The following is a 13,150-nucleotide window of genomic DNA, read 5'->3' on the forward strand; positions in this document are numbered from 1 at the left end:
GGCCTAGCGTTCCCCCTTTGCGAAGGGGGAGCCTGCCCCCCGTAGCATGCCTACGCGAAGGGGGGACAGGGGGGATTTCGTCTATATCAGAAGCTGCGTCTACTCGCTGAGTTTCCTCAAGATCCCCGCGAGTGAGCGCTTTTCATCGCAGTCGGCGCTGCAGGCGTCGTCCTCCACCTGGCAGCTCTTCTCAAGGATTACCCGTGCGTCGGGTGAGGCGGATTCGATCGACTTCAGGCAGTCTGTGTAGTCAGTGGTGCATTTATCCCTGCAGGAAGGGGAATCCTCCGCATACGCCGTAACGGCGGAAACCAGTACTGTCAGAGAAAACGCCAATACTCTGATGCTTTTGCTCATATCTTTTCTCCCACTGTCACAGCGAAAAGTGACGTCACTATATCACTTCCGCCTTTGCTTTACCATTTCAATGTCGTCCTACAACTGACATACCTTTAGTCTTTTTTCTCAAAAAATGTTGTTCCCTTCTCCGCCGCCTCGGCGTACCGCAAATGGATCATGCAAGTTAATGTAATTCCTTGGCGGAGTCCTTCGTGGAGTGCCGGGAAACGCGAAGCACTGCTTTCCGCGAAGCGCTGTGCGAGCCCTAATGTTCCCCCATTTGCGGGGGATTTGCTTTTTGTCGGCACTTGCAACTCCTCGGTGCTATGAACGGCGCGTGGCAGGGGGATGGGGTACCCCTCTCAATCGAGCTTGATGCGACAAAAAAAAGCCCGGAACTTTCGTTCCGGGCTTCGAAATTACTGCAATGCATCAATCAAGTTGCCTGCAAGAGACAGGACTTAGGGGACTTCTACAATGACAGACTGCGAGGAGACCAGGGTCGACCCGTTGAACAGCTGGATCGTGGTCTTGAAGGTGTACTTGCCGGTACCGGACTTGAAGTACTTCTCGTAGCGGTTGTACACGTGAGCCACGCCGCCTGCACCGTTGGCCGTTGCGAAGTCGGCAGCGGTAAGGGTGGTGGAGGAGCTGCCGTCACCCCAGAAGAACCTGACCTTGTCGTAGGTGGTGCCTGCGACGACGGTTACCGGCACCTTGGTTTCCTGCACGGTGTAGGTGTATGCCGGCCTGGTGGCGGTCGCCGCGATGGTCTTGACGACGGGGGCGGTGGCCGTGCCGGTTACGGAGATCAGTACCGGGTTTGTGACGTTGACGAGCTTGTAGCTGGTTGCGGTAGCGCCGTCGACGTTGGTCACGGTAAGGGCGACCCTGTAGGTGCCGGCCTTGTTGAAGCTGATGCTGGTGCTTGCTGCGGTTGCGTCGGTGATGCTCGCTGCGGTGCCGGCGTTGGTAGCCCACTGGAACCTGGCGCCTGCAGCCGGTGTGCCGGTGGCTGCGATGGCGTAGGAGAGGTCCTTGACCAGCGGAGCCGCGGTGGTGCCCGACTCGCCGTTCACTGCTGCGATGCCGGCTACCGGGGTGGCGCCGACGCCGAAGGCCGACGCGGTGATGCTGTTCAGGTAGGTTACGTACTGGGCGCGGGTTGCATAGCTGTTGGCGCCACGAACGATCGGGGCGGTTTTCCAGAGAGCGCCCTTCAGGCCGAACGGACCCACGTCGGAGAGCTTGTTGATGCGGATCTGGTAGCCGGCAGCGGCGTCCAGCTTCACGCCGCCGTTGGCGGCGGTGACGGTGAAGAAGGTGCTGCCGAATTTACCGGCGTTGTCAAGCAGGGTTACCAGCTGGTCAACGGTGGTCACCTTGTCGTCGGTGATCTGGACGGTGCGGCTGGTGATCACGCCGTTGCTGTCCTTCACGTCCACCTTGAGGGTCCAGCCGAGGGTGGAGGTGGCGCCCTTCTTGGCGGCGTTGAAGATGTACGCCGGATCTTCACAGTAGAACGGGCTTGCGGCGCTGCAGGCTGCCGCGATGGCACCGCCCTGGATGCTGGTTACCCAGTCCTGGTTGATGGTCTGGAAGGTGTTCTCGTAGAGAACCTCGCTGCGGTCGATGTTACGCAGGGTCTGCCCCGGGGTCGCGGTCTGAACGTAGGGACCGTCGAACTTGGTGAGGATCGGGATCGGCAGAGAGCGGGTGCCGTCTTTGGTCACGACGTTCGGGTGCGAATCGGTGATGTCGACGAGGCCGTTCACCTTGGTGAAGGTGGTCACCTGGTTGGAGTCGAAGCTGAACTTGCCGTCCATGTTGCCGTTGATCGGGTAGGCGCCGTTGTAGAAGCCTGCGTTGGCGGCATGGCACTCCTGGCAGCCGTTCTTGCCCCACGCCCTGTCGGCGGAAGCGATGTTGTGGCTCGCCTTGAAAGGAACCATGAGGAAGGAGACCTTCGGCAGGAACGCGTTGGTCGCCTGGGTGGTGGTGTTGCCGAGCTGCCCCCTGATGCCTGCCGAGAGGGCGGCTTGCTGGGTGGCGATTTCGGCGGCGTTCACCACGCCGTCAGCGGTGAGGGCGTGCAGGCCGTTTATGCGGTTGATGTTGGCCACATGGGTCTGCAGCAGCGGATCCATGCCGGCCTCGCGGCCGTCGTTGTTGGCGTCGAAACCGCCGTTGATGGTCTTAAGGCCGTTCATGTCGCGCCAGAAGAAGGAGGTCAAGAGGTTGGCGGCGTAGATCTTGCCGTTCTGCCAGTGCAGCGCGACGCCGTTGTTCATGTTGCCTTTGGCGACGTACTCGGTGTCGTGGACTGCCAGACGCCCTTCCTCGTCGGCGCCGGTGCCGTCGACGAACGCGCCGCCGCTGAAGCCGTCCTTACGGATGTGGCAGGCGGTGCAATCGATGAGGTCGATGTGGCTTACCTGTGCGCCCGCCTTATCGTAGGCGATCTTCGCGGTCAGGCCGGCCCTGTCGTGAGCGCCCTTGGAGTTCGGTGCGCCGAAGGTGGCGAAGGCCGGAGCGGTGGCGTACTCGTGGCAGCCGGAGCAGTCCTTGAACTCCACCTTGTCCATCTTGTTCCACATGGCGTCAAACGGAGAAGCGCCGCCCTTGGCGGGGTCGCACAGGCCGAGCTTGTTGTCGCCTATGTTGCCGCTCACGCCGACTTGGGCGGTGGTCCCTGCGGTAGCGCCGGTGCGCTCATGGCAGCCCATGCAGCCGATGGCGCCGTGGACGTCGAGGATGGTGCCGTTCTGGCTCCACATCTCGCCGCGCTTCTTCCAGTCGACCTGGTATTTCTCGCCGCCGGTCACGGTCACTACGCCGGTGATTGCATCCTTGGTCTCGATGGTGTTGCCGAGGTGACAGGAGGAGCACTGGTTGGAGGTCGGCTTGCCGACGATCTTGTACTCGAGGTTGGCGACCAGGCCGGCCGGGGTGGCGGTTACCGAGGTCGAGTTGTAGAAGACGTTCACGCCGTCCTTCGCGGAGAAGGCCAGCTTGGAGCCGACGGCGCGGGAAGCGTCGAACTCACCCTTGCGGACCGCGTCCTTGCGCTTTTCCCAGCTGTAGTCGTTCTGGTGGCAGATGAGGCAGTCCATCTCGAGAACGCCGGTCTGGGAGTAATCCTGCACCACCACGTTGCCGCGGTTGGCCGGGGTGTCGTTGAAGATGTCGATCAGGGCGTTGAAGGCGGTGACTGCGCCGCCGAAGACGTAGTCGCGGAGCGACTTGCGCTTGTTGGCGTCGTAGGTCCCGGAGGTGGCTGCGCTGTCGTCGACCATGTATTCCATGGCGCCGCCGCCGACGTGGCACTCGCCGCAGTCGCGCATCTCGCCGGCCACGGAGTTGTCCGCCTTCTGGGCGAAGGTGGTCGCGTCGGTGAAGTTGTACGGCTCGTAGTACTTGGTCGCGCCGCCAACGAGGTTGGCCACCCTGGAGGTGCCGGAAGCAACCTCACCGAAGAGAACGGTTTCAAACTGGGCCGTGGTCGCGTTGTAAACCGCACCTGCACCGTCTTTGTACATTCTCGCCAACTGGCGAGCAGACGGCGGTCACCAAGACCCCACATGCCCGGGGCTCTGCACCCAGTTTTTACCCTGGGGGCCTGCGCCGGTGCGGAAAGCGTCGGACGAGTCGATGTTGAACGGGTTGAAGCCGCGGATCTCGTTCGCGCCAAGCTGTGCGTGGTAGGAGTGCTTTTCGATGTCGTCGTAGGTGTACTTGAGGACGCTCGAGGTGCCGGCGGCAGCGTCACCGTGGCAACCGGCGGTGCCGAAGCAGGTCGTCTTGATGCTGTAGGCTTTTGCGGAGCCGTCGGCGTTCTTGGTGATCGCCTGGCCTGCCGGATCCTTGAGCGGGATCTGTTTGTGGGCAGAGACGGAAGCCATCGCCATCCCCGTGCCGACCCCGATAAGGGCGGCGCAGGAAGCGGCGGTAAGCAGCACCGTCTTCTTGGTGGGTTGTTTCATCATGGGTCTCCTTTGTCTCGATTCAATGGAAGTACGAATCACATCTTGCGTCCGGTATGGGGGTACCGTTCGCCATCTGCAGTCCTGCTTCAGCTTTAGAGAGCCTGGATTCATCATTAGCACGGGGTGTGCCGCTATTTTATTTTTCTCACTAAATTTTTAAAACAGTAGTAATTGCTAAAACTTCCGTGACGCGTTTCATTGGGACGACAGGGGGGGCGGAAGGGGATGGGGTGTTTGTTGGGGTAAATACCCCAAGTTCACCCAGTGACTGGGGGGCTTTTACCCCAATGTGGGGGTAGGGTGGTGTAAACGGCAAAAGAGCAGGTGGGGGAGCCCCTCCTGCTCTTTTGGTGTGTGTAAGTGTTTGCGATTCTTAGGCTTTTTCTATCTTTGCCTTTTCTCTGAGCTCCTTGAGCAGGGCGGGGATCTCCGCGCGTACCTTTTCGCGCTTCAGGTACTCCACGATTTTCGCCTTAACCTCGTCGAAGGGCTGTACGCTGGGCGGGAGGGCCTCGGTGAGTTTGATGATGTGGTAGCCGAACACGGTGGAAACGACCCCGCTGATCTCGCCGGGTTTCAGCCCGAAGGCCGCTTTTTCAAACGGGGGAACCATGTCCCCCTGGCCGAAGACCCCCAGGTCGCCACCCTTCTCCTTGCTGGGGCAGGTGGACTCCTTCCTGGCGATCTCGGCGAAATCTTCGCCTTTCTTGATGCGCTCCAACAGGGCCTCGGCTTTCGCCTTGGCCTCGTCCTTTTCCTTCTGGGAGGCGCTCTGGCTGACGCCCACGAGGATGTGGCTTGCCCTCACCCTGGCCCCCTGCTCGAAGTACTTGGTACGGTTGTCGTCGTAGAACTTCTTCGCATCGCTTTCCGCCACCTGCACCTTGGAGCCGAAGCGGACTTCGATCATGTTGTTGATGGCGATGTCCTTGCGGGTGAATTCCTCAAGGTCCTTAGGGCTCATGAGCAGCTCGTCCATGGCGGCCTTGTATTCGGCGTCGCTCTTGAACTTCGCTCGGTTCTCGGCGAGGGCCTTCTTCACCTGCTGGTCCAGGTCCTTCATCTCGACCCCCTTAGACGCCTGGTACAAGAGCTCCGAATCGGTGAGTTGCTCGAGGATGGTGTCCTGCGCCTTCTTGAGCGCTTCGGGGACGAGTTGCTTGGTGCCGGTCTGCTTCAGCATGATTTTCAGGGCGCGGTTGACTTCCTTGCGGATGATCGGCGTGCCGTTCACCTTCACCAGCGTCTCGTCGGGTGACGGCTGCGCCGCCTGCGCTGCCTTGGCCGCCAGGGCCGCGGCGTCTTTGACTGTGGCCTCTTCCGCAAACGATGCACCTGCGCCCATGGTCATGAGCATGATTGCGGCAACGGTGGACGATACGATCTTCTTCGGGTGCGGCATGGTTGATTCTCCTTGTCTTTGAGCTGCTCCAGGCGCGTCTTGCTCCCGACGTCGGCCCGAAAATCCTGTCCCTCTACCAAAAAGGGCCCGGAACTTTCGTTCCGGGCCATGGATTTACATCACTGCATGTTCATCGAAGTTCCATTGTTGCATTACTGTACTTCTACCTTCACAGACTGCGAGCTGACCAGGGTCGACCCGTTGAACAGCTGGATCGTGGTCTTGTAGGTGTACTTGTTGGTAGTAGCGTTCAGGTACTTGCTGTACCGGTTGTACACGTGCGCCACGCCGCCTGCACCGTTGGCCGTTGCGAAGTCTGCAGCGGTGAGGGTGGTGGAGGAGCTGCCGTCACCCCAGAAGAACCTGACCTTGTCGTAGGTCGGGGGGGTAAGCGTGAAGGTTACCGGCACCTGGGTCTGCTGTACGGTGTAGCTGTAAGCCGGCCTGGTGGCGGTGGCAGGGATGGTAGTGGTGACCGGTGCGGTGGTGGTGCCGGTTACTGCGATGTACACCGGGTTGGCTACGTTGACGAGCTTGTAGCTGGTTGCGGTAGTGCCGTCGACGTTGGTCACGGTAAGGGCGACCCTGAAGGTGCCGGCCTTGGTGAAGGTGATGCCGGTGTTTGCTGCGGCCGGTGCGGAGATGATCGCGCCCGGTACTGCAGGAGGAACTGCGGTGTCACCAGCGTTGGTTGCCCACTGGAATTTGGCGCCGGCTGCCGGGGTGGTGGCGGGGGCGAAGTTGTAGGAGGTCCCCTTGATCAGCATAGCTGCGTTGGTGCCGGTCTCGCCGTTCACTGCCGCGATGGTTGCGACCGGTTTCACGCCGAGGCCTGCTGCGGTTGCGTCGAAGTTTTGGGCGATGGACTCCATGTAATCGGCGTAAGCAATGCCGTTCACAGGGGTTGCGCCAGTCTTGATGCTGCCGTCGTCGTTGGTGTCTGCGATCTTGTAGTAGATGGCGCCGTCTTCGGGCGGATACAGGATGTCTGCACGCTCAAGATCGGTGGTCCAGGTGTAGTTAGCATCGCTCTTCTGGAACTTCACGGTGCGCGGCTGGCCGAGCTTGTTGAAGCCTTCGAATGCGGTGCGGAGGTCGCCGAGTTTCGCCTTGACGCGTACCGGCTCGAGCGGACGACCCATCAGGTTGCTGGCGGAGTCGAGGCTCGGGATGCCAGGGATGCGGGTGACGGTGCCGCTCGTCTGGTCGATGGAGACCTGCGAGGTCGGGTTGAAGGTGTGGTCGGCCGGGATAGCGGTGCCGACCATGTCGAAGCCGCCTTTGAAGAAGCCTGCGCCCGGTGCATGGCAGTCTGCGCAGCTCTTGCCTTTAACGTACTGCTGTACCGGCTTCACGCCGTGGGTGACCATGAACGGAGCGCCGATGTAGGCGAGTTCGGTCTTGGTCCAGTCCTTGCGCAGTGCTGCCGGTTTCATGCTCTCAAGCTGGTTGCGGTAGTTCTTGTAGTCGGTGATCTGGTAAGGCTCGGTGAAGTTCACCGCGCCGCTCCAAACGCTGACGTACTTCCAGTAGTTGGCCGGAGAGAAGGTGCCGTCCGGCATGAATGCGGAGCCGGAAGCGGTGCTCATCGGGTCGTTGAAGCCGATCGAGATGACGGAGAGGGCGGAAGGACCGAAGTTCATGCCGGCCTTCAGGTCGCGCTGGATCCACGGGTCGTAGATCGGCTCGCCGTAGCCCTGGGTGTTGTTCTCGTGCGGCGGCAGGCCGTCGAAGACGTCGGTGTAGCCGACCAGCGAGGGCTTGGTCGGGACCAGGTCGCCGCCGGGGACGGTGTCGCCGTTTGCATCGACGTTGGAGTCGGTGTTGTTCCAGATGACTGCGGAGATCGCGTTGCTCAGGTAGATCTTGCGGCGGAACTTCATGCCGCTCTTGTCGCTGTTGCCGAAGCTGAGCGGCGCTTCCATGTTGCCGAGTCTCTGCCAGAGGTTGAGCGGTTTCCACTCTTTGAGCGCGCCGCCCACCACGTGGGTGCCGGCCGGAATGGGCGCCTGGTAGCCAGGCATACCTTCGGTAAGGCCCATGGCCTGGTTGATTGCTGCGAACATCTGGTTGTACTGAGCGACTGCGCCTGCGTTGAACGCATCGGGAGCCGGATCCTCGAACAGGCCGATCATCCCCTTGGAGGGATCGGTGCCGACGATTGCCGGGAAGCGCATACCGGAGGTGGCGTCGAGGGCGCGTACCGCCATGCTCTTCTTCTGTACGTGGCAGACGGTGCAGTCCATGACGTCGAGGTGGTTGCCGCGGCCGAGCTTGTTCTTGTCGGAGGTGAAGTTGGTGTGCTCGGGTACGCCCTGGCCGCCGAAGCCGGCCTGCTCGGTGTCGAACTTGTCGACGATCTGGACGATGTTGTTGTTCAGGCCGTACTGGGTGTGTGCCGCATCCGGGTTCGGCGCGCCGAAGGTCTGGATGGGGTTGCCGTAGTAGTCCTTGCCGGTGATGTGGCAGAACTCGCAGCGCTTGACGGTGTTGCGGGTGTCGTGCTTCTGAACGGCTGCGGCAATCTCGCCACCTACGGCGAGGACCGGCTTACCTTCTGCGTCGTATTCCTTCACGACCTGACGCTTCCAAAGCGGCGGAACGCCGTCCTGGGTGGTGCTGGACATGTCGAAGCCGCGGCCCGGGTCGCACTGGTTCTTGTTGGTGCTGTTGCCGGTGAAGTGGCAGCCGGCGCAACCGAAGGAACCGTGGACGTCCTGGCCTGCCTGCCATGCGTCGCCACGCTTGAACCACTCTGCGCGCGGGAACGGCATGGTGGAACGCTTGAGCGCGTTCTGGTCAGGCATGGAGCCGTCGGAGTTGTAGTAGTAGAGCGGGCCGGACTGGGCCGGGTTGCCGCCGCCCATGAAGCCGGTAGCGCTCGCAGGGCTGTAGAAGGTCTGCTGCGCCTGCACGTACGGCATGCCGGGCATCATGTACTGAGTGTAGTTGTCCATGGTGATGACCGGGGAGGACCCGGTGGACATCCACATGGCGTTGATGTCGAAGGAGGTCATCCTCTTGCCGTTGGGGCCGACGCCGTTGTTCGGGTCGAAGATCATCGGCGCGGAGGAGAGGAAGCCGCTGCTGGTGCCGGTGACGCCGAACATCTCGGGGAGATTCTTCAGGGTCTTGGTGGCGTGGCACTGCATGCAGTTGTTGGAGTCCGGCGCGCCCTTGATGCGGCCGAGCAGGCTGGTGGAGAGCGACACGGTCTGCATCCCGTTGCCGGCATCGGCGAAGGTCACGTTGCCGTTGTACTGGCTGTAGCCCATGTAGGTCGGGCTGGCCGGGTTCATGTCGAAGAGCATGGCGCCGGCGGCCGGCGCGGCGTTCAGGCTTCCTGCCTGGGTCATCACGGAGGACATGACGTTGTCGTAGCCGGAGAGGTGGCAGAAGAAGCAGTCCATCTCCTTAACGTTAGGCACCATGAGCTGCTTGGCGTAGACCGGCATCGCTTTGGTCGCGTCGCCGGGGAAGTTCGGGTTCGGCATGCTCATCGGCTGGCCCCAACCGCTGGGGGCGATGATCGCGCCGTTGTTCGGCTTGCTCGGGTCAGGCCTGTTGCCTGCGTAGGCCGGGTAGACCCACGGAGCGATGGTTGCGAAGGAGGATTCGATCCCCTGCGCGCTGAAGTTCTCCCACACGGTGCTGGTGAAGGGGTTCACGTCGCCCATCGCCATGTCGGTGAGGGTCTTGTAGGGGAGCCTGTTGCCGTTTCTGTCCTCTTCGTAGGCGATGCCGCCCGGATGGCAGGTGCCGCACATGGTCGCCTGGTCCCACAGGGAGAGGTCGACTTTCGGGTACGGTTTGCCATCGGCGCCAGTGCCGCCGTTAAGGAAGAGGTAGAGGCTGGTGCCGGGGGTCTGAGAATCTCTTACCGCGTCGCCGGTGCTAGGAACGGTGCCCGGGTATGCGATGCCTTTGCCGTCTGCTTTTTTCTGTAAGTCCGCCACCTGGCGGAGCGAGGGGGTTCACCACTTGCCGTTGTGGCCGTGGGACTGCAGCCAGGGTTTCTGCGGGTTGAGGCCCGTCTGCTTGCCGTTCTCCATGAACAGGCCGCTGTCGGAGTTGTCCATCCACTCGGCGGTGCCGAGGGTGGCGTGGTATGCGCCCTTGGACATGTCGGTGTAGCTCTTGAGCCCGGCGGTGTTGCCCGGGGTGTGGCAGCCCATGGAGCCGCCGCCCATGCAAGTCTGTTTCGGGCTGTAGGGCATGCCCTGTTTGGAGGTCGGGTCCACCATGACCGGCATGGCGGGTGCGCCGTACTGCTGCGCTACCTCCTCATAGGTATAAAGCTGGATTGCCGGGTGTGCCGCTTGGGCAATCGTCCCGCCTACGGTGAGGCCGGCTACCGCCGAGGCCCCCGCCAAAAGCGAGATTTTCAATCCCCTTTTTTTCATAGGTTGTTTCCCTCTCAGTCTCTTGATTGGATTTGAAATAAATTGCACTGTGCTGCCTCTTTGTTGCTGCTACTTCGGACCTTCAGGTCGCCGTGTGAATGGGGGCACATGACGACTGCGCCGGACCAGGTTTAAGGCATCACCGGTACGGTGTGAAGAGAGCTTGTCAGGGTAATAGCAATTGTCGTACCTGTGATGCCGATCACTGCGTCTCCAGCCGCAAAAAAAACGCATGCGGTCGGGCTGATGAGGAGATCGTGCTTGGAAACTTATATAATAATTGATATATTGCACTCGACCTCCGCCTCAGCAATTTTCAGTATGGGCACAGCCCTGGTTCCCCCTTCCGTGGCAGGCTCTGAAAAAAGGTGCGAAGAGTGCGGTGATTTCCCCCGCATGGGGGAACGCTGGGGTGAAATCGCCCACGTTCGACAGGTGCAGCCGGCGGTGCGATGGTTTATGACGGCACGGCAAACCGGAAAAGCAGCGGTGGGGCGCATCTGTAACGCGGCGCTGCTCGCGCGGCTGGAAACGTTCAAGTTGGCAGAGAGGTTGCACGTTTTGCGTGCGGTATTTTATTCATATCAGGAGGTCAGATGATGAAGAGGGTTGGTTTGCTGGTTCTGGGCGCGTTTTTGGGAGGGTGCATGCATGCCGCACCCGGGGAAGTGAAAAAGGAAGCCGCGCCTGCTACGGTGCAGGCGCCTAAGAAGCTGGAGCTTAGCGAGGCTTCGCTTGCGGAACTGATCGTGAAGGATAAGACCACCAAGCAGGAGATCTTGGCGGCATTCGGCAGTCCTATTACCGTCGAACCTAATCAGCGGCAGCTTTCCAAGGAGATGCTGGCCACCATCAAGATCGCCCTGCCTCCCATTGCCCGCACCAAGGAATTCTGGAAGTACAACGCACTTCCCTTTAACGCCGACGGCTCGATGAAGAGTAAGGTTCTGAGCGCCATGATCTTCATTGACGACAACGGCGTAGTGGTCGACTACATGACCTCATACACCCACGTCGCTCCTCCCCAGTAGTCAGTCCATCCCGGGGAATGCCCCGCACTCGCCCTTCGGGCAAACTTCCCCCTTGCGGCGCGAAGGCCCCTAGGGGGTGAAGTCCGCGGTGCGAGAGACGAGGTCGGCGAAATAAGCGACGGCAACAAAAAAGGCTCCTCTTCGAAAGAAGAGGAGCCTTTTTTGTTGTATCCCGGTGCCGTTTAAAGCTGGGGACGTGACCGTTGGGGATGACAGCTGACGGACGCACCTCCCGCGCATCCTTGCATCATACCGACTGCCGCATCCGCGCCCCGGCCGGCGGGCGCGCTTTTCAGGCTCACCTGCCGCTCCACCCCCAACGGGGCCATCTCCACCCTTGGCGCAAGCCCGATCCCCGCTGCGAGGCAGGTGAGGGCGCCTACCAGGATCGCCGTGCATTTCTTGCTGAGTCTTTCCATTGCCGCTGCTCCTTACCCCTTTGCTACCGTGTCGGCAGGTTTTTTTGCACCTGCTTGAAGGTTGATAGCTCGTCCACGGGATAACCCGCCACCGGTTTGGCGAGGTTGTACGTCTGGGTCGGGTCGACCGTGGACATGATGTTCTTGTCGGTCACCGTGTTGCCGTCGAGTTCGAAGACGGTCCAGGTGTTACCGGACTTGTTGGGGACGGTGTAGCTCTTCACGAGGGTGGTGCCGCGGAAAAGCTTGAGCTGGGCGCCGGACTCGGCGAGGTAACCGGTGGCCGAGTTGTTGTAGACGTAGAAGCGGTAGACGCCTGCCTGCTGGGTCAGGATGGTGAAGGTCTCGCTGCCGTTGTCGACGCCGTGGTTTGCCTGGTCCTGGTCGAGGTATGCCTCGGTGGTCGCACCGGGGAGGTTCCTGAGGGTCGTGCCGGTGATGGCGCTGCCGTACGGGTAACTGGTCTGGGGGTCGGCGGTGCTGGTGCCGACGTGGAACCTCGGGGTGTTGTTGGACCCTATGGTGGTGAAGGTGTCGTCCGGGTTCAGGGGGCCGGTTACGTGGAGGTCGAGGTCGCGCTCGGCGCTCCCCCAGCTGAGGACGGCGCGGTAGGTGGTGGAGGGTGGCGTCCCGGTATCCACGGTGAAGTTCTGGCTGTTGTTGTAGGTGGACACCCCGGGGACGGAGTAGACGGTGAAGTAGCCGTAGCTGGTCTCCACCCCGTCAACGAGCTTCACCACCTCCGCCGTGTAGCACCCGGCGGGGAAGTAGTCCTTGTAGTAATACCCGTAGCCGTCGGCCGTCTTGGCCAGGTAGGTTCCGGTGGTGGCGCCCAGCCCCGGGCGGAACCTGACCGTCAGGGCCGCACCGGTGTTGTTGGAGGCGTTCAGGACATAGCCGTTGATCGAGGTGGTGAGCGAAGCCTTGTCGGTCGTGAGCATGAGGACGGTTTCAAGTGCGGTGGCTGCACTCTGGCTCGGCTTGACGCCGTAGTAGTTCACGTCGCCGTAGCCGGTTTTGCTGAACACGAGCTGATAGGTGCTGGCCGCCGAGAGTCCGGAGAGACTGTAGCTGCCGGTGCTTTGCACCGTGGCGGTTGCCGCGGGGGTGCCTGCGCCGTCGGCGTACGCCGTCACGGTCGCCCCGGTGACGGCCAGCCCGGAGATCGGGTCCTTCACCGTGCCGGTAACGGCGAGCGCCGGGATCATGACCGGGAGCCCGAGGTAGGCGTTGACCACGTTGCGCAGCTCTGTTATCGTGACCGCGCCGCTTTGGTCGGTGTCCACGCAGGACGTCGCGGTCTTGGTGCCGAGGAACATGTTGATCGCCCCCTGCACCTCGATCATAGTGACGCTTCCGTTCCCGTCGCAGTCCCCGGGTAGTGCGGTTGCGAACGCGGAAAGGTTGGAAATGAGGAGGGCGGCGCAGGCGAGCGCGACGATGAGTCCCCGTTTGTACAGGTCTGCCAGCTTCATGTAGTTTCTCCTGCTTTGCGGTGCGGAAAATGGCCCGCGCGGCCCCGCTGCGGCGCCACTGCGGCTGCCGTTTTCCAGCAAATACGGTGCCACTT

At 61.5% G+C, this 13,150-nt stretch carries 10 protein-coding genes; 2 read left to right on the forward strand and 8 right to left on the reverse strand.

The genetic code is table 11. The features are described 5' to 3' along the window. Positions 1–99 precede the first annotated feature (99 nt). From E8L22_RS16540 to E8L22_RS16565, 6 genes are all read right to left on the reverse strand, one after another. Complete coding sequence (locus E8L22_RS16540; protein WP_136526252.1) at positions 100–357, reverse strand: hypothetical protein; 258 nt, start codon at positions 355–357, stop codon at positions 100–102. A 443-nt stretch (positions 358–800) separates the two neighbouring features. Then, positions 801–3,878: a cytochrome c3 family protein gene (locus E8L22_RS16545; RefSeq protein ID WP_136526253.1), complete on the reverse strand. Its 3,078-nt coding sequence runs from the start codon at positions 3,876–3,878 to the stop codon at positions 801–803. A gap of 27 nt (positions 3,879–3,905) precedes the next feature. Beyond that, positions 3,906–4,322 carry a cytochrome C gene (locus tag E8L22_RS16550; RefSeq protein WP_246044725.1) on the reverse strand — a complete coding sequence of 139 codons (417 nt, stop codon included), beginning with the start codon at positions 4,320–4,322 and terminating at the stop codon, positions 3,906–3,908. A gap of 376 nt (positions 4,323–4,698) precedes the next feature. Then, positions 4,699–5,727, reverse strand: coding sequence for a peptidylprolyl isomerase (locus E8L22_RS16555; RefSeq protein ID WP_136526255.1), 1,029 nt, complete (start codon positions 5,725–5,727; stop codon positions 4,699–4,701). Between the two features lie 152 nt (positions 5,728–5,879). After that, complete coding sequence (locus E8L22_RS16560) at positions 5,880–9,683, reverse strand: PKD domain-containing protein (protein ID WP_136526256.1); 3,804 nt, start codon at positions 9,681–9,683, stop codon at positions 5,880–5,882. Positions 9,684–9,701: 18 nt separating this feature from the next. Continuing rightward, positions 9,702–10,130 carry a cytochrome C gene (locus tag E8L22_RS16565; RefSeq protein WP_198420184.1) on the reverse strand — a complete coding sequence of 143 codons (429 nt, stop codon included), beginning with the start codon at positions 10,128–10,130 and terminating at the stop codon, positions 9,702–9,704. 261 nt (positions 10,131–10,391) lie between these two features. Here E8L22_RS16565 and E8L22_RS16570 point away from each other — a divergent pair, with 261 nt between their 5' ends. Together E8L22_RS16570 and E8L22_RS16575 are read left to right on the forward strand one after the other, a co-directional pair. Next, complete coding sequence (locus E8L22_RS16570) at positions 10,392–10,730, forward strand: hypothetical protein (protein WP_136526257.1); 339 nt, start codon at positions 10,392–10,394, stop codon at positions 10,728–10,730. After that, positions 10,727–11,161, forward strand: coding sequence for a hypothetical protein (locus E8L22_RS16575; protein ID WP_136526258.1), 435 nt, complete (start codon positions 10,727–10,729; stop codon positions 11,159–11,161). The genes E8L22_RS16570 and E8L22_RS16575 overlap by 4 nt, the downstream gene beginning before the upstream one ends. 182 nt (positions 11,162–11,343) lie before the next feature. On the opposite strand, the gene E8L22_RS16580 is transcribed toward E8L22_RS16575, so the two are convergent. Beyond that, positions 11,344–11,580 (reverse strand): hypothetical protein, encoded by a 237-nt coding sequence (locus E8L22_RS16580; RefSeq protein ID WP_136526259.1) that lies wholly within the window; start codon positions 11,578–11,580, stop codon positions 11,344–11,346. A gap of 23 nt (positions 11,581–11,603) precedes the next feature. After that, positions 11,604–13,055: a carboxypeptidase-like regulatory domain-containing protein gene (locus tag E8L22_RS16585; protein WP_136526260.1), complete on the reverse strand. Its 1,452-nt coding sequence runs from the start codon at positions 13,053–13,055 to the stop codon at positions 11,604–11,606. Between the last annotated feature and the right edge of the window lie 95 nt (positions 13,056–13,150).

Source organism: Geomonas ferrireducens (assembly GCF_004917065.1).
Taxonomy (GTDB): domain Bacteria; phylum Desulfobacterota; class Desulfuromonadia; order Geobacterales; family Geobacteraceae; genus Geomonas; species Geomonas ferrireducens.

What these genes read in the sequence shown, in the direction of transcription:
- E8L22_RS16540 (WP_136526252.1), bottom strand. Translation starts at nt 357, where the DNA reads ATGAGCAAAAGCATCAGAGTATTGGCGTTTTCTCTGACAGTACTGGTT.
- E8L22_RS16545 (WP_136526253.1), bottom strand. Translation starts at nt 3,878, where the DNA reads ATGTACAAAGACGGTGCAGGTGCGGTTTACAACGCGACCACGGCCCAG.
- E8L22_RS16550 (WP_246044725.1), bottom strand. Translation starts at nt 4,322, where the DNA reads ATGAAACAACCCACCAAGAAGACGGTGCTGCTTACCGCCGCTTCCTGC.
- E8L22_RS16555 (WP_136526255.1), bottom strand. Translation starts at nt 5,727, where the DNA reads ATGCCGCACCCGAAGAAGATCGTATCGTCCACCGTTGCCGCAATCATG.
- E8L22_RS16565 (WP_198420184.1), bottom strand. Translation starts at nt 10,130, where the DNA reads ATGAAAAAAAGGGGATTGAAAATCTCGCTTTTGGCGGGGGCCTCGGCG.
- E8L22_RS16575 (WP_136526258.1), top strand. Translation starts at nt 10,727, where the DNA reads ATGATGAAGAGGGTTGGTTTGCTGGTTCTGGGCGCGTTTTTGGGAGGG.
- E8L22_RS16580 (WP_136526259.1), bottom strand. Translation starts at nt 11,580, where the DNA reads ATGGAAAGACTCAGCAAGAAATGCACGGCGATCCTGGTAGGCGCCCTC.
- E8L22_RS16585 (WP_136526260.1), bottom strand. Translation starts at nt 13,055, where the DNA reads ATGAAGCTGGCAGACCTGTACAAACGGGGACTCATCGTCGCGCTCGCC.